The 14,942-nt window shown below is 65.8% G+C and carries 14 protein-coding genes; 11 read left to right on the top strand and 3 right to left on the bottom strand.

From position 1 onward, the window contains the following. Nucleotides 1-17: 17 nt before the first annotated feature. Nucleotides 18-701: a diguanylate cyclase gene (locus HNE04_RS21610; protein WP_172223895.1), complete on the top strand. Its 684-nt coding sequence runs from the start codon at nt 18-20 to the stop codon at nt 699-701. On the opposite strand, the gene HNE04_RS21605 is transcribed toward HNE04_RS21610, so the two are convergent. Then, nucleotides 664-1,386, bottom strand: a complete 723-nt coding sequence (locus HNE04_RS21605; RefSeq protein WP_172223893.1) for a hypothetical protein — start codon at nt 1,384-1,386, stop codon at nt 664-666. The two genes, HNE04_RS21610 and HNE04_RS21605, sit on opposite strands and share 38 nt — an antisense overlap. Nucleotides 1,387-1,451: 65 nt before the next feature. Then, a complete protein-coding gene (locus HNE04_RS21600; protein ID WP_172223891.1) occupies nt 1,452-2,594 on the bottom strand; it encodes a metallophosphoesterase in 1,143 nt (380 codons plus the stop codon). Between the two features lie 181 nt (nt 2,595-2,775). Here HNE04_RS21600 and HNE04_RS21595 point away from each other — a divergent pair, with 181 nt between their 5' ends. The 10 genes from HNE04_RS21595 (at nt 2,776) to HNE04_RS21550 (ending at nt 13,955) form a co-directional block, all read left to right on the top strand. After that, a complete protein-coding gene (locus HNE04_RS21595; RefSeq protein ID WP_172223888.1) occupies nt 2,776-3,894 on the top strand; it encodes a Re/Si-specific NAD(P)(+) transhydrogenase subunit alpha in 1,119 nt (372 codons plus the stop codon). A gap of 44 nt (nt 3,895-3,938) precedes the next feature. Further along, entirely contained in the window at nt 3,939-4,280 is a 342-nt protein-coding gene (locus HNE04_RS21590; RefSeq protein WP_172223886.1) for an NAD(P) transhydrogenase subunit alpha, read from the top strand. Beyond that, nucleotides 4,277-5,698, top strand: a complete 1,422-nt coding sequence (locus tag HNE04_RS21585) for an NAD(P)(+) transhydrogenase (Re/Si-specific) subunit beta (RefSeq protein ID WP_172223883.1) — start codon at nt 4,277-4,279, stop codon at nt 5,696-5,698. Before HNE04_RS21590 ends, HNE04_RS21585 begins: the two co-directional genes overlap by 4 nt. A 144-nt stretch (nt 5,699-5,842) precedes the next feature. After that, the gene (locus HNE04_RS21580) at nt 5,843-7,531 is read left to right on the top strand and encodes a long-chain-fatty-acid--CoA ligase (protein WP_172223882.1); all 1,689 of its coding nucleotides are present in this window, start codon (nt 5,843-5,845) and stop codon (nt 7,529-7,531) included. 46 nt (nt 7,532-7,577) lie between these two features. Continuing rightward, nucleotides 7,578-8,591 carry an ABC transporter permease subunit gene (locus HNE04_RS21575; protein ID WP_172223879.1) on the top strand — a complete coding sequence of 338 codons (1,014 nt, stop codon included), beginning with the start codon at nt 7,578-7,580 and terminating at the stop codon, nt 8,589-8,591. 1 nt (nt 8,592) lies between these two features. Then, nucleotides 8,593-9,495: an ABC transporter permease subunit gene (locus HNE04_RS21570; RefSeq protein ID WP_172223878.1), complete on the top strand. Its 903-nt coding sequence runs from the start codon at nt 8,593-8,595 to the stop codon at nt 9,493-9,495. A gap of 4 nt (nt 9,496-9,499) precedes the next feature. Further along, the gene (locus tag HNE04_RS21565; RefSeq protein ID WP_172223875.1) at nt 9,500-10,525 is read left to right on the top strand and encodes an ABC transporter ATP-binding protein; all 1,026 of its coding nucleotides are present in this window, start codon (nt 9,500-9,502) and stop codon (nt 10,523-10,525) included. Beyond that, nucleotides 10,522-11,538, top strand: a complete 1,017-nt coding sequence (locus HNE04_RS21560) for a dipeptide ABC transporter ATP-binding protein (protein ID WP_172223873.1) — start codon at nt 10,522-10,524, stop codon at nt 11,536-11,538. The genes HNE04_RS21565 and HNE04_RS21560 overlap by 4 nt, the downstream gene beginning before the upstream one ends. 30 nt (nt 11,539-11,568) lie before the next feature. Continuing rightward, entirely contained in the window at nt 11,569-13,170 is a 1,602-nt protein-coding gene (locus tag HNE04_RS21555; RefSeq protein WP_172223870.1) for an ABC transporter substrate-binding protein, read from the top strand. A gap of 68 nt (nt 13,171-13,238) precedes the next feature. Further along, nucleotides 13,239-13,955, top strand: a complete 717-nt coding sequence (locus HNE04_RS21550; RefSeq protein ID WP_172223868.1) for a 5'-methylthioadenosine/adenosylhomocysteine nucleosidase — start codon at nt 13,239-13,241, stop codon at nt 13,953-13,955. Here the strand turns inward: HNE04_RS21550 and corA are convergent. After that, complete coding sequence (corA, locus tag HNE04_RS21545; RefSeq protein ID WP_172223866.1) at nt 13,930-14,919, bottom strand: magnesium/cobalt transporter CorA; 990 nt, start codon at nt 14,917-14,919, stop codon at nt 13,930-13,932. The two genes, HNE04_RS21550 and corA, sit on opposite strands and share 26 nt — an antisense overlap. Nucleotides 14,920-14,942 lie beyond the last annotated feature (23 nt).

Raw genomic sequence — 14,942 nt, 5'->3', positions numbered from 1 at the left:
GCCGTAAGCTCTTACCCATGCAGGAGCCGGCCAGTCTTTTCCTTGCCTACGTTGCGTTCCCGCTGTGGGTGGCAGCGGGCTTCGCCGACTGGATTTGCCACCTGCGCACCGGCCTCGCCCAGACCAGCGGCCTGAAGGAAAACCTCTTGCACCTGCTGATGTTCGGCGAGATCGGGGTGGGCGTCGCGGCGGTGGTCTTGCTGGAAATCAATGCCGCCGTGCTGCTGTTGGTGTTCATCGTGTTCGTGGTGCACGAGCTCACCGTCTACTGGGACTTGAACTACAGCACCCTGGTCCGCGACGTCGGCCCCTTCGAGCAGATGGTGCACAGCTTCCTGGAGATGCTCCCGCTGCTGTCCCTGGCGCTGTTGATGGCGGTGGCTGCGAGCGAAGGGCCGGCGGACTGGTCGCTGCGCCTGAAGGAGCAGCCGCTGCCGGGCAATTACGTCCTGGCCGGCCTGCTGCTGGTCGGGGTGTTCAACGCCCTGCCGCTGCTGCAGGAAACCTTTTCCTGCCTCAGGGCGCGCAGTCCGCAGCCCCGGGTCAGGGCGAAGGCCAGGGCCCAGCCCGACGGACAGCCTGGCAATCAACCCAATGAACCGGCCATCGAACCCACGCTGGAGCCCGCCGTGGAACCCGTGGCGGAGCCCGCGATGACGGCGGCTACGGCTCGTACTCCTCCGAGCCCTGCACCCAGATAAAGGACTGGACGTCCATCATGTCGCGGGCCTTGAAGCCGGGCCTGCGGTCCAGGTCGCGGCGGATGATGGCCGCGAAGGTCAGCAGCGACTGGTAGACCGCCCACGACGGCTGCGAGCGGTACTGGAAATCGAAACCGTAGGCCTGGGCCGCCTTGCGGGTCACCATCGGCTTGAGAAACAGGTGCTTGTCGGGCCGGGCGATGAAGCCAAAAACCGTCACCAGCGGCCAGGTCAGCACCCGCGTCTGCCTGCGCGGCAGATCGGCCACGGCCTGGATCCAGTCCTCGAACTTTCTCTGGGGCGAGCCGCGCCCCCAGAGAAAGGCATACAGCTCGGTAGCAAACAGGCGGGCCCCCGCCGGGGTTTTCACCGCGTCGCGCAAAGCCATCTTCTCGAACGAGAACAGCAGGTTGGTGCGGGACTCGATGCGCACGGCGGCATCCGCGATCTGGCGGAACTCGCCACGCGCCAGCAGCTTGCGAAAGTCGGCCGCGCCGAGTTCGCCCTGCCACTCCAGGTGCGCGCGCTCCTTGTACGAGCGCTCGGCGATCTGATAGGTCTCGTCCTGGAAACCATCAGGGTAGAACAGCTCGAATTTGCGTCGTGAACGCGCGGCTCCGAGGTAGTTGACGTTGCCGGCGCGGGCGCCGGTGAGGGGGGTGGAGAGGGATGCTGGGCGTGCCATACAGGCAGTTTTTGGCCCGCCCCAACCTCAGCCATGTCAGACAAGTGCCCGGGTCCGTGTAGGAATCAGACGGCGGAGGCCACCAAGCGCAATTCGGTGATCTCGGATGGTGCACCGAAGCGCTTGGGCGGGCCCCAGTAGCCCGTTCCACGGCTGACGTAGATCCACATCCGGCCCACCTTATGCAGCCCGGAAGTAAAAGGCTGCTGGAACTGCACGAAAAACCTCCAAGGCAGAAACTGCCCGCCATGGGTGTGGCCTGACAGTTGCAGATCGAACCCTGCCTCGGCAGCTGCCGGGGCGCTGCGCGGCTGGTGCGCCAGCAGTAATTTCACCGCCCCGGCCGGTGCCCCGGCCACCGCAGCCCGGGCATCGCTGCGGTGGGCCTCATCGAAGTGGCCGGCGCTGTAGTCCGGCACTCCAGCCAGCACCAGCTTGGCGCCGCCGCGCTCTATCACGACATGCTCGTTGTGCAGCACCTTGATGCCCAGCCGGTGCAGCTCGACCAGCCACGGCTCCACACCCGAGTAGTACTCGTGGTTGCCGGTCACGAAGTAACTGCCGTGCTTGGACACCAGCCGGGAGAGGGGCGCAACCTGGGCGCCCAGCTCGAGCACGGAGCCATCGACCAGGTCACCGGTGATGGCGACCAGGTCCGGGTTGAGCCGGTTGACCGCTTCGACGATGCCTTCCACATAGCGCGCTCGGATGGTCGGGCCGACATGGACGTCGCTGATCTGGACGATGGTGAAGCCGTGCAGCCCCGCCGGCAGTCCGGCCAGCGGGATCTCCACCCTCTTCACCTGGGCGGTCCGGCGCGCGTTCAGGAAGCCAACGAACGTCACGGCAATGCCCAGCACGGGTACGGCGGCGGCGGTGAGCATGCGCAAGCCGTCCAGGGCCAAGCCTGCGGGAGCGATCAGGCTTGCGATCCAGGCCAGCAACAGCACGGCGTCGCGCAGCACCGTGAAGACGAACAGCGAGGAGAACAGGCCCAGGAACAGCAGGCCGACCCAGGCCAGCGTATCCGACACGGGCGGTTTGGCCAGCCGCCGCGAAAGCATGCCGACGGGCACCATCAACGCCGAAGCCACCAGCAGCAGGGCGAAGAGGGTCGCCATTCCCGCGCCGGGAAAGGGCGGGACGATGCGCGCGCCGATGTACAGGTGGAGTGCGGCCGACAGGCCGAGGAGGTAGGTAAGGGGCATGGAAGGGAGATGGTGCCGGATTTGTCTTAGGGAAGAGTGATGGCCGCGGCGCGGGCGCGCAGCGCTACGGGTAGTTTTGCTTTTGCTGGCACCCAGGCAACAGGGACTCGCCTTTCTTTCATGTAAGCTCGCGGTCAGCAACCACTTACAACCGTTTCAATCACCCCGAGGAGCAACGTCCATGCAGATTGGCGTTCCCGCCGAAACCACGGCGGGTGAAACCCGTGTTGCCGTCACCCCCGAGACGGCCAAGAAATTGAAGGCCCAGGGCCACACCTTGCGGGTCCAGTCGGGCGCGGGCCTTTCGGCCAGCATCACCGACGAGGCCTTCCAGGCGGCCGGCTGCGAGATCACCGACGCGGCCGGCGCCTTCGGCTGCGAGCTGGTGCTCAAAGTGCGCAATGCCTCAACCAGTGAGGCGGCGCTGATGAAGCCGGCCACCACCGTGGTGGGCATGCTCAATCCCTTCGACGCCGAAGGCCTGCAGCGCCTGGCCGGGGCGGGCCTGACCGGCTTCGCGCTGGAGGCGGCCCCGCGCACCACCCGCGCCCAGAGCATGGACGTGCTGTCCTCGCAGGCCAACATCGCCGGCTACAAGGCCGTGATGATCGCCTCCAACCTCTACCAGCGCTTCTTTCCGATGCTGATGACGGCCGCCGGCACGGTGAAAGCCGCCCGCGTGGTGATCCTGGGCGTGGGCGTGGCCGGCCTGCAGGCCATCGCCACCGCCAAGCGCCTGGGCGCCGTGATCGAGGCCTCGGACGTGCGTCCTTCGGTCAAAGAGCAGGTCGAGTCCTTGGGCGCCAAGTTCATCGACGTGCCCTACGAGACCCAGGAAGAAAAGGAAGCCGCCGAAGGCGTGGGCGGCTACGCCCGGCCCATGCCGCAAAGCTGGCTGGACCGCCAAAAGGCCGAGGTCGCCAAGCGGGTGGCCCAGGCCGACGTGGTCATCACCACCGCCCTCATCCCCGGCCGGCCGGCCCCGGTGCTGGTCACCGAAGAGATGGTGCGGGCCATGAAGCCCGGCTCGGTCATCGTCGACCTGGCCGCCCCGCAGGGCGGCAACTGCCCGCTGACCGAACCGGGCAAGACGGTGATGAAGCACGGCGTCACGTTGGTGGGCGAGACCAACCTGCCGGCCCTGGTGGCCGCCGACGCCTCGTCGCTGTATGCGCGCAACGTGCTGGACTTCCTCAAGCTCATCGTCACCAAGGAAGCCGCGCTCAACATCGACCTGAACGACGACATCGTGGCGGCCTGCCTGATGACCAAAGACGGCGAAGTCAAGAAAGCTAAGTAACTTTGCGGGACAGACCTTCAGCTCTGTCCCCAACTGGAGAAGATATGGAAGTCTCACACACCGTCATCAACCTGATCATCTTCGTGCTGGCCATCTACGTGGGCTACCACGTGGTGTGGACCGTCACGCCGGCGCTGCACACGCCCCTCATGGCCGTGACCAACGCCATCTCGGCCATCGTCATCGTCGGCGCCATGCTGGCGGCGGCCCTGACCGAAACCACGCTGGGCAAGACCATGGGCGTGCTGGCCGTGGCGCTGGCCGCCGTCAACATCTTCGGCGGCTTCCTGGTGACTAGACGCATGCTGGAGATGTTCAAGAAGAAAGAAAAGAAAGCCCCCGCCACGCCCGCCGCGCTGGCCGCCGACAAGGGGGTGGCCAAATGAGCATGAACGTCGTCACGCTGCTGTACCTGGCCGCCTCCGTCTGCTTCATCCAGGCCCTGAAGGGCCTGTCGCATCCCACCACGTCGATCCGCGGCAACCTGTTCGGCATGGTCGGCATGGCCATTGCCATGCTCACCACCGCCGCGCTGATCGTGGAGCTCTCCGGCAGCGGCGCCGGCATGGTCTGGGTGCTGCTGGGCCTGCTGGTGGGCGGCGGCTACGGCGCCTGGCGCGCCAAGACCGTGGAGATGACCAAGATGCCCGAGCTGGTGGCGTTCTTCCACAGCATGATCGGCCTGGCCGCCGTCTTCATCGCCGTGGCCGCGGTGGCCGAGCCCCATGCCTTCGGCATCGTGGCCAAGGGCCAGCCCATCCCGGCGGGCAACCGCCTCGAGCTGTTCCTGGGCGCGGCCATCGGCGCCATCACCTTCAGCGGCTCGGTCATCGCCTTTGGCAAGCTCTCGGGCACCTACAAGTTCCGCCTGTTCAAGGGCGCGCCGGTGGTGTTTGCCGGCCAGCACAAGCTCAACCTGGCCCTCGGCCTGCTCACCATCGGCCTGGGCCTGGTGTTCATGGCGACCGGCAACTGGCCGGCCTTCTTCGCCATGCTGGCGCTGTCCTTCGTGATGGGGGTGCTGATCATCATCCCGATCGGCGGGGCCGACATGCCGGTGGTGGTGTCCATGCTCAACAGCTACTCGGGCTGGGCGGCCGCGGGCATCGGCTTCTCCTTGAACAACTCCATGCTGATCATCGCCGGCTCGCTGGTGGGATCCTCCGGCGCGATCCTCTCGTACATCATGTGCAAGGCGATGAACCGCAGCTTCTTCAACGTGATCCTGGGCGGCTTCGGCGGCGAGGCCGGGCAGGCCGCGACGGGCAGCACGGCGCAGCGCCCCGTCAAGAGCGGCTCGGCCGACGACGCGGCCTTCGTGCTGGCCAACGCCGAGACCGTGATCATCGTGCCGGGCTACGGCCTGGCGGTGGCTCGCGCGCAGCACGCGGTCAACGAACTGGCCGAGAAGCTCAAACACAAGGGCATCACGGTGAAGTACGCCATCCACCCGGTGGCCGGGCGCATGCCGGGCCACATGAACGTGCTGCTGGCCGAGGCCGAGGTGCCCTACGACCAGGTGTTCGAGATGGAGGACATCAACGGCGAGTTCGGCCAGGCCGACGTGGCCATCATCCTGGGCGCCAACGACGTGGTCAACCCGGCCGCGCTGACCAAGGGCAGCCCGATCTACGGCATGCCGATCCTGGAGGCCTACAAGGCCAAGACCGTGATCGTGAACAAGCGCTCGATGGCCGCGGGCTACGCCGGCCTGGACAACGAGCTGTTCTACATGGACAAGACCATGATGGTCTTTGGCGATGCCAAGAAGGTGGTCGAGGACATGGGCAAGGCGATCGAGTAATACAAAAAGCGACCAATTGGTCGCTTTTTGTTTAGAGCGCCCACTCTCGGAAACCCTAGGGAAAACACAATAACGCCTGCAACAACCGGGCGACACAATCCGCGAGCCCCGCTATTGGGAACTGGAGAAGACAAAATGAGCGATATGAGCGATCTCGTAGCCGGCCGCCCTTGGCTGAGTTCCTATTCACCCGGCGTTCCCGCCGACATCGACCCCACGCAGTACGCCTCGCTGGTGCAGCTGATGGAAGAAGCCTTCCAGAAGTACGCCAACCGCCCGGCCTACAGTTTCATGGGCAAGGAAGTCAGCTTTGCCCAGACCGATTCGCTCAGCCGCGCATTGGCCGCCTACCTGCAGGGCCTGGGCCTGGCCAAGGGCGACCGCGTGGCGATCATGATGCCGAACGTGCCGCAGTACCCGGTGGCCGTTGCCGCCATCCTGCGCGCCGGCTACGTGGTGGTCAACGTCAACCCCCTGTACACGCCGCGCGAACTCGAGCACCAGCTCAAGGACTCCGGCTCCAAGGCCATCATCATTGTCGAGAACTTCGCCAATACCCTGGAGCAGTGCATCGCCAACACGCCGATCAAGCATGTGGTGCTGGCTTCCATGGGCGACCAGCTGGGCCTGCTCAAGGGCGCGCTGGTCAACTACGTGGTGCGCAACGTCAAGAAGATGGTGCCGGCCTTCAAACTGCCGGGCGCCGTCCGTTTCAATGACGCGATCGCCCAGGGCACGCGCGGCAGCTTCAAGAAGCCCGAGATCAGGCCCGAAGACGTGGCCGTGCTGCAGTACACCGGCGGCACCACCGGTGTCTCCAAGGGCGCCGTGCTCCTGCACCGCAACATCATCGCCAACGTGCTCCAGTCCGAGGCCTTCAACCAGCCCGTGATGGACAAGGTGCCTGCCGGCGAACAGCCCACCGGCGTCTGCGCGCTGCCGCTGTATCACATCTTCGCGTTCACGGTGGGCATGATGCTGTCCATGCGCACGGGCGGCAAGCTGATCCTGATCCCCAATCCGCGCGACCTGCCGGCCGTGCTCAAGACGCTGTCGAAGGAAACCATTCACAGCTTCCCGGCGGTCAATACGCTGTTCAACGGCCTGGCCAACCACCCCGACTTCAACACTGTCAACTGGAGGAACCTCAAGGTGTCCGTGGGCGGCGGCATGGCGGTGCAGGGCGCCGTGGCCAAGCTGTGGCTGGACAAGACGGGCTGCCCGATCTGCGAGGGCTATGGCCTGTCGGAAACCTCGCCCTCGGCCAGCTGCAACCCGACCACCAACAAAGAGTACACGGGCACTATCGGCGTTCCGCTTCCCAGTACTTATATGAAGTGCCTGGACGACGACGGCAACGAGGTGCCGCTGGGCCAGCCCGGCGAGATCGCCATCAAGGGCCCGCAGGTCATGGCCGGTTACTGGCAGCGCCCCGACGAGACCGCCAAGGTCATGACCCCCGACGGCTTCTTCAAGTCCGGCGACATCGGCGTGCAGGACGAGCGCGGCTACTTCAAGATCGTCGACCGCAAGAAGGACATGGTGCTGGTCAGCGGTTTCAACGTCTACCCGAACGAAGTGGAAGAGGTCGTGGCCAAGCTCGACGGCGTGATGGAATGCGCCGTCGTCGGCGTGGCCGACGAGAAGACCGGCGAGGCCGTCAAGCTGGTGATCGTCAAGAAAGACCAGGGCCTGACCGAGGAAAAGGTGCGCGAGTACTGCAAGGTCAACCTCACCGGCTACAAGCAGCCCAAGGTGATCGAGTTCCGCACCGACCTGCCCAAGACGCCGGTTGGAAAAATCCTGCGCCGCGAGCTGCGCGACAAGAAGTAATAGCAAGGCAGGTCGACACCCGCGCCCGGGTCCTGCCGGCTTTTCCATGCTCAGGTTCATTCTCACGCGCCTGTCGCTGATCATCCCGACTTTCATCGGGATGACGCTGCTGGCGTTCTTCCTCATTCGCCTGGTGCCGGGCGACCCGATCGAAACCCTGGCGGGCGAGCGCGGCATCGACGCGACGCGCCATGCCCAGCTGCTCAAGGAGTACGGCCTGGACAAGCCGGTGCTGGTGCAGTACGGCATCTACATCGGCCGGGTGCTGCGCGGCGACCTGGGTAAGTCCATCATCACGCAGGAGCCGGTGCTGAGCGAATTCCTCGCGCTGTTTCCGGCGACCGTGGAACTGGCGACGTGCGCCATCCTGTTCGCACTCCTGCTGGGAATCCCGGCCGGCATCATCGCCGCCGTCAAGCGCAACTCCGTGTTCGATCACGGGGTGATGGCGACGTCGCTCACCGGCTATTCGATGCCGATCTTCTGGTGGGGCCTGCTGCTGATCCTGCTGTTCTCGGTGCAGCTGGGGCTCACGCCGGTGTCGGGGCGCATCGCCGTGCAGCACTACATAGAGCCGACCACCGGCTTCCTGCTGATCGACTCGTGGCTGACCGGCGACAAGGGCGCGTTCTGGTCGACCGTCAAGCACCTGATCCTGCCCACCATCGTCCTGGGAACAAACCCCTTGGCGGTGGTCGCGCGGATGACCCGCTCGGCCATGCTCGAGGTGCTGGGCGAGGACTACATCCGCACGGCCCGCGCCAAGGGCCTGCCGCCGTTTCGCGTGGTGGGCGTGCACGCGCTGCGCAACGCGCTGATCCCGGTCGTCACCGTGATCGGCCTGCAGGTGGGCGTGCTGTTCACCGGCGCCATCCTGACCGAGACCATCTTCTCCTGGCCGGGCGTCGGCAAGTGGCTGATCGAGGCCATCAACCGGCGCGACTACCCGATCCTGCAAGGCGGCATGCTGCTCCTGGGCGGCGTGGTGATGCTGGTCAACCTGCTGGTCGACGTCACCTACGGCATCATCAACCCGCGCATCCGCCAGGGAGGGCATTGAGATGGCGCAGACAGCGACCGCACCGACCGTAGTGGCCGCATCGCCGCCCGGCCCGCTGCGCGAATTCTGGATTTCGTTTTCCGCCAACAAGGGCGCGGTGATGGGCTTGCTGGTGGTGGTCGGGCTGCTGCTGGTGGCGCTGTTCGCGCCCTGGCTCGCCCCGCACGTGCCCGATCAGACCAACAGCGCGGCCTTTCTCAGGCCGCCGTCGTGGCAGGCGGGCGGATCGTCGCAGTTCCTGCTGGGAACGGACGCGATCGGACGCGACATCCTTTCGCGCCTGATCTACGGCGCGCGCCTGTCGCTGTCGATCGGTGTGGCCGTGGTGCTGATCTCGTTGGCGGCCGGCATCGCGCTGGGGCTCATCGCCGGGTTCGCGCGCGGCATCGTCGAGATCACGATCATGCGGCTGATGGACATCATCCTGACGCTGCCCAGCCTGCTGCTGGCGATCGTGATCGTTGCCATCCTGGGCCCCGGGCTGATGAACGCGATGCTCGCGGTGGCGGTCGTGGTCTTGCCGCACTATGTTCGCATCACGCGCGCCGCGGTGATCGCCGAAGTGTCCAAGGACTATGTGACAGCGGCCCGCATCAGCGGCGCCGGCACGTTGCGGCTGATGTTCAGCGAGGTCCTGCCCAACTGCGCGGCGCCGCTGATCGTGCAGGCCTCGCTGGGCGTTTCCACCGCCATCCTCGACGCCGCCGCCCTGGGCTTTCTCGGGCTGGGCGCGCAGCCGCCTTCGCCGGAGTGGGGAACGATGCTGGCCGATGCCCGCGAATTCGTGCTGCGCGCCTGGTGGGTCGTGACCTTCCCGGGCCTGGCGATCCTGGTGGCCGTGCTGGCGTTCAACCTGATGGGCGACGGCCTGCGTGACGCGCTCGATCCCAAACTGAAAAGATAAGCGAATGGGCACACCGCTTCTCGAAATCGAGGACCTGCACGTGGAGTTCCCCACCCAGGGCAGCGTGATGCACGCGGTGGAGGGCGTGAGCCTGACGCTGGACGAAGGCGAGGTGCTGGGCATCGTCGGCGAGTCCGGGTCGGGCAAGAGCGTGACCATGATGGCCCTGATGGGCCTGATCGCCTACCCGGGCCGCGTGCGCGCCAAGAAGCTGCGTTTCGCCGGCAACGACCTGCTGGGCATCTCGGACAAGCAACGTCGCCGCCTGGTGGGCAAGGACATGGCGATGATCTTCCAGGAACCGACCACCAGCCTGAATCCCTGCTTCACGATCGGCTACCAGCTGGTCGAGGCCCTGACGCTGCATTCGCCGCTGGACAAGGCCAGCGCCAAGCGGCGCGCCATCGAATTGCTGGAGCAGGTCGGCATTCCCGCCGCTCACACGCGGCTGAACGACTACCCGCACCAGATGTCGGGCGGCATGAACCAGCGGGTGATGATCGCCATGGCGATCTCTTGCAACCCGCGCCTCCTGATCGCGGACGAGCCGACCACGGCGCTGGACGTGACCATCCAGGCGCAGATCCTGGACCTGCTGCGCAACCTGCAGAAAGAGCGCGGCATGGCGCTGGTGCTGATCACCCACAACATGGGCGTGGTGAGCGAAATGGCGCGCCGCGTCGCGGTGATGTACGCCGGCCAGGTGATGGAGCAGCGTCTCGTCGCCGAGCTCTTCGCCGATCCGCAGCACCCTTACACCGAAGCCCTGCTGGCGGCGCTGCCCGAACGCGGCCCCGCGGGGCATCGCCTCGCCACCATACCGGGCGTGGTGCCCGGCGTGTTCGACCGGCCGACCGGCTGCCTGTTCGCGCCGCGCTGCGCCTATGCCACGGCGCATTCCATGGCGGTGCGGCCCGAGCTGCGCCCCTGGAAGGATGGCCAGGTGCGCTGCCACTACCCGCTGGGCGATCCGCAGCGTGTGGAGGCCATCAAGCGCGACACGCCGGTGCCGATCGAGGTGAGCGCATGACGGTGGTGGTCGAAGCCAAGAACCTGCGCCAGGTCTACAAGATCCGCCGCGGGCTGCTGCGTGCCCCCGCGCACCTGCAGGCCGTCGGCGGCGTGTCGTTTGCCATCGAGGCCGGCAAGACGCTGGCCGTGGTCGGCGAATCGGGCTGCGGCAAGTCCACGCTGGCACGCATGGTGTCCCTGATCGAGAAACCGACCGAGGGCAGCCTGATGCTCGACGGCACCGACGCGGTCGACACGCCGGCGTCCGACAAGCGGCGCCTGCGCCAGGCGGTCCAGCTGGTGTTCCAGAACCCCTATGGTTCCCTGAACCCGCGCAAGAAGATCAGCGCCGTGCTGGAAGACCCGCTCACGATCAACACCAGCATGAACCAGGCTGAGCGCAGCGAGCGGGCCCGTGCCATGCTGGCCCAGGTCGGCCTGCGGCCCGAGTACGCCAACCGCTACCCCCACATGTTCTCGGGCGGCCAGCGCCAGCGCATCGCCATCGCGCGCGCGCTGATGCTCAACCCCAAACTGCTGGTCGCCGATGAACCGGTGTCGGCGCTGGACGTATCGATCCAGGCCCAGGTGCTCAACCTGCTGTCGGACCTGCAGGATGAGTTCAAGCTGGCCTACCTGTTCATCTCGCACGACCTGGCGGTGGTGCGCCATATCGCGCACGAGGTGCTGGTGATGTACCTGGGGCACGTGATGGAGCAGGGGCCGAAGGCCGAGCTCTTCGCGCGCCCGGCACATCCGTACACGCAAGCCCTGCTTGCATCGACGCCCGGTGTCGGCGCGCGCAACGTGCAACGCATCGTGCTCAAGGGCGAGCTGCCCTCGCCGCTCAATCCGCCCAGCGGTTGCGTGTTCTCCAGCCGCTGCCCCTATGCGGTGGAACGCTGCCGGGCCGAGCGGCCGCTGCCCCGCGTGGTAGATGGGCGCATCGCTGCCTGCCACTTTTCCGAGCAGTTTCTGGAAGCGGGTTTTCCCCGAGTTGCGTCTGTTGATAATGCGTCACTCTCCGGCTGAGGCCGAACCCACTTTTTGAAGGAGTCTCGCATGAACCTTTCCAAATATCGCAAGCACTTTGCGATCACCGCGCTGGCGCTGGCGGCCGCCGCGGGCGCCGGCGCCAAGACGCTGGTGTTCTGCTCCGAAGGTAGCCCCGAAAACTTCTACCCCGGCGTCAACACCACCGGCACCTCCTTCGACGGCAACGAGCCCATCTACAACCGCATCGTCGAGTTCGAGCGCGGCGGCACGAAGGTCGTGCCCGGCCTGGCAGAGCGCTGGGAGATCGCGCCGGACGGCAAGACCTACACCTTCTATCTGCGCAAAGGCGTCAAGTGGCACAGCCACCGCGCCTTCAAGCCGACCCGCGATGTCAATGCCGACGACATCGTCTTCGGCTTCGAGCGCCAGTGGAAGGAAGACAACCCGTACTACAAGGTCACCAGCACCAACCACTCGTACTTCAACGACATGGGCATGCCCAAGCTCCTGAAGGCCGTGGAGAAGGTGGACGACTACACGGTGCGCATCACCCTGGACAAGCCCGAAGCCCCGTTCCTCTCGAACCTGGCCATGCCCTATGCGGCCGTGCAGTCCAAGGAATACGCCGACGCCATGCTCAAGGCCGGCACGCCCGAGAAGATCGACCAGGAGCCCATCGGCACCGGCCCTTTCTACCTGGTGCAGTACCAGAAAGACGCCGTGGTCCGCTACAAGGCGTTCCCTCAGTACTGGGGTGGCAAGGCCAAGATCGACGACCTGGTGTACGCCATCACGCCCGATGCATCGGTGCGCTGGGCCAAGCTGCAAAAAGGCGAGTGCCACGTCATGCCGTATCCGAACCCGGCCGACCTGGAAGCGATCCGCAAGGACCCGAACGTGCGAGTGCTGGAGCAGCCCGGCCTGAACGTCGGCTACCTGGCCTACAACACGCAGAAGAAGCCGTTCGACGACGCGCGCGTGCGCAAGGCCATCAACATGGCGATCAACAAGAAGGCCATCATCGACGGCGTTTACCTGGGCACCGGCGTGGCCGCCAAGAACCCGCTGCCGCCCTCGATGTCGGCCTACAACGACGCGATCAAGGACGATCCCTACGATCCCGCCGCCGCCAAGAAGCTGCTGGCGGAAGCCGGCCACCCGAACGGCTTCGAGACCGACCTGTGGGCCATGCCGGTGCAGCGCCCGTACAACCCCAATGCCAAGCGCATCGCCGAACTGATGCAGGCCGACCTGGCCAAGATCGGCGTGAAGGCGGAGATCAAGACCTTCGAGTGGGGCGAGTACCGCAAGCGCATGCAGGCCGGCGAACACCAGATGGGCATGCTGGGCTGGACCGGCGACAACGGCGACCCGGACAACTTCCTCTACACGCTGCTGGGCTGCGAATCGACCAAGGGCAACGGCTCCAACGTCGCGAAGTTCTGCTTCCAGCCGTTCGAGGACCTGGTGCTCAAGGCCAAGACGGTTTCCAAGCCGGCGGACCGTGACGCGCTGTACAAGCAGGCCCAGGTGATCTTCAAGGCCCAGGCGCCCTGGTTCACCATCGCCCACGCCGTGCAGCTCAAGCCGGTGCGCAAGGAAGTGGTCGACTTCAAGCTCAGCCCGTTCGGCCGCCACAACTTCTACGGCGTCGACATCAAGGAATAGGCGGGCCTCGCTTATCCTCGGCCCTGGCGCTGTTGCGGCGCCGGGGCTTTTTCTTTTCTGGGGAGCACATGACCATTGCCGTCGTCAGCGCCATGCACGAGGAACTGGCCGCAGTCCTCGCGCTGATGCCTGATGAGCACAAGGAAGTCGTCGCCGGACGTGAGTTCTGGCGCGGCCACCTGCATGGCCGGGAAGTGGTGGCCGTGCTGTCGCGTATCGGCAAGGTGGCGGCTGCGACCACGGCCACGGTGCTCGTCGAGCGCTTTGGGGTCGAGCGCATCGTCTTCACCGGCGTGGCCGGCGGCCTGGGCCCCGGCGTCAAGGTGGGCGATATCGTGGTCGCCGACAGCTTCCTGCAGCACGACCTGGACGCCTCGCCGATCTTCCCCAGATACGAAGTGCCCCTCTATGGCCAAAGCCGCTTCGCCACCGACCCCCAACTGTCGGCCCAGCTCGCGGCTGCGGCCAAGGAGGCCCTGCCCGGCGTCACCCTGCACCGCGGCCTGGTGATCAGCGGCGACCGCTTCGTCGCCACCACGGCGGAAAGCCGTGCGCTGCAATTGGCACTGCCCGAGGCGCTCGCGGTCGAGATGGAGGGCGCGGCGATCGCCCAGGTCTGCCACGACTACGGCTTGCCGTTCGCCGCGGTGCGCACGATCTCCGACCGCGCCGACGACGCGGCCCACGGAGATTTCACGCGCTTCATCCAGGAGGTCGCCAGCCGCTATTCGGCCGCGATCGTGGCGGCCTTGCTGGCGCCTACCTCAGCCAGCCGCGCTTCCTGAAGTACCACATCGGCACCAGGGCGCTGGCCACCATCATCGTCAGCACATAGGGGTAAGCGCCGGGGCCCATCAGCTCGAGCTCCGGAAACTTCAGGTTCATGCCGTAAAGGCTGGCGATCAAGGTCGGCGGCAGCAGCGCCACGCTGGCCACCGAGAAGATCTTGATGATCTTGTTCTGGTTGATGTTGATGAAGCCGACCGTGGCGTCCATCAGGAAGTTGATCTTGTCGAAGAGGAAGGCCGTGTGGTTGTCCAGCGATTCGATGTCGCGCAGGATCTGCCGGGCTTCCTCGAACTGCCCGGCGTTGAGCATGCGGCTGCGCATCATGAAGCTCACGGCCCGGCGGGTGTCCATGACGTTGCGGCGGATGCGGCCGTTCAAGTCTTCCTGGCGGGCGATCGCGCCCAGCACTTCACCGGCCAGGGTGTCCGTCACTTCGCCGGCCAGCACCTGCTTGCTGACTTTCTCCAGCTCGTCGTAGATGCCTTCCAGCGTATCGGCCGAGTACTCGGCATCGGCGTCGAACAGCTTGAGCAGCACTTCCTTCGCGTCCTCGATCAGGCCGGGCGCCCGGCGCGCGCGCAAGCGAAGCAGCCGGAACACCGGCACGTCCTCGTCGTGGATGGAGAACAGCACGCCCTTGCTCTTGAGCGCGTCGTTCACCAGGTTCAGGATGAAGGCCACGCGCACCGTGCGCGGCTCCTCGTCGTCGGCGATCAGGAAGTCGCTGCGGATGTGCAGCTCGCCGTTGTCTTCCTCGTAGAAGCGCGCCGATTCCTCGATGTCCTCGTCCATCGCGTCTTCGGGGATGGACAGGCCGAAGTACTGCTTGACCCAGCGCTTTTCTTCGATGGTGGGGGACTCGAGGTCGACCCAGATAGGCTGGAACTTGGAGAGCTCCTCCAGCGATTCGATCTCTTCCTGGAAGAGGCGCCCATTGGCGAGCGTGAAGATGTTGAGCATGGCTCACTCCCGTGACTATTCGA

This window comes from Caenimonas soli (assembly GCF_013155545.1).
In the GTDB taxonomy this organism is placed as follows: Bacteria; Pseudomonadota; Gammaproteobacteria; order Burkholderiales; family Burkholderiaceae_C; genus Ramlibacter; species Ramlibacter soli.
Note: the sequence above shows the minus strand (reverse complement) of the source record. Positions and strands in the feature narration are given on the sequence as shown.

What these genes read in the sequence shown, in the direction of transcription:
- HNE04_RS21610 (WP_172223895.1), top strand. Translation starts at nt 18, where the DNA reads ATGCAGGAGCCGGCCAGTCTTTTCCTTGCCTACGTTGCGTTCCCGCTG.
- HNE04_RS21605 (WP_172223893.1), bottom strand. Translation starts at nt 1,386, where the DNA reads ATGGCACGCCCAGCATCCCTCTCCACCCCCCTCACCGGCGCCCGCGCC.
- HNE04_RS21600 (WP_172223891.1), bottom strand. Translation starts at nt 2,594, where the DNA reads ATGCCCCTTACCTACCTCCTCGGCCTGTCGGCCGCACTCCACCTGTAC.
- HNE04_RS21595 (WP_172223888.1), top strand. Translation starts at nt 2,776, where the DNA reads ATGCAGATTGGCGTTCCCGCCGAAACCACGGCGGGTGAAACCCGTGTT.
- HNE04_RS21590 (WP_172223886.1), top strand. Translation starts at nt 3,939, where the DNA reads ATGGAAGTCTCACACACCGTCATCAACCTGATCATCTTCGTGCTGGCC.
- HNE04_RS21585 (WP_172223883.1), top strand. Translation starts at nt 4,277, where the DNA reads ATGAGCATGAACGTCGTCACGCTGCTGTACCTGGCCGCCTCCGTCTGC.
- HNE04_RS21580 (WP_172223882.1), top strand. Translation starts at nt 5,843, where the DNA reads ATGAGCGATCTCGTAGCCGGCCGCCCTTGGCTGAGTTCCTATTCACCC.
- HNE04_RS21575 (WP_172223879.1), top strand. Translation starts at nt 7,578, where the DNA reads ATGCTCAGGTTCATTCTCACGCGCCTGTCGCTGATCATCCCGACTTTC.
- HNE04_RS21570 (WP_172223878.1), top strand. Translation starts at nt 8,593, where the DNA reads ATGGCGCAGACAGCGACCGCACCGACCGTAGTGGCCGCATCGCCGCCC.
- HNE04_RS21565 (WP_172223875.1), top strand. Translation starts at nt 9,500, where the DNA reads ATGGGCACACCGCTTCTCGAAATCGAGGACCTGCACGTGGAGTTCCCC.
- HNE04_RS21560 (WP_172223873.1), top strand. Translation starts at nt 10,522, where the DNA reads ATGACGGTGGTGGTCGAAGCCAAGAACCTGCGCCAGGTCTACAAGATC.
- HNE04_RS21555 (WP_172223870.1), top strand. Translation starts at nt 11,569, where the DNA reads ATGAACCTTTCCAAATATCGCAAGCACTTTGCGATCACCGCGCTGGCG.
- HNE04_RS21550 (WP_172223868.1), top strand. Translation starts at nt 13,239, where the DNA reads ATGACCATTGCCGTCGTCAGCGCCATGCACGAGGAACTGGCCGCAGTC.
- corA (WP_172223866.1), bottom strand. Translation starts at nt 14,919, where the DNA reads ATGCTCAACATCTTCACGCTCGCCAATGGGCGCCTCTTCCAGGAAGAG.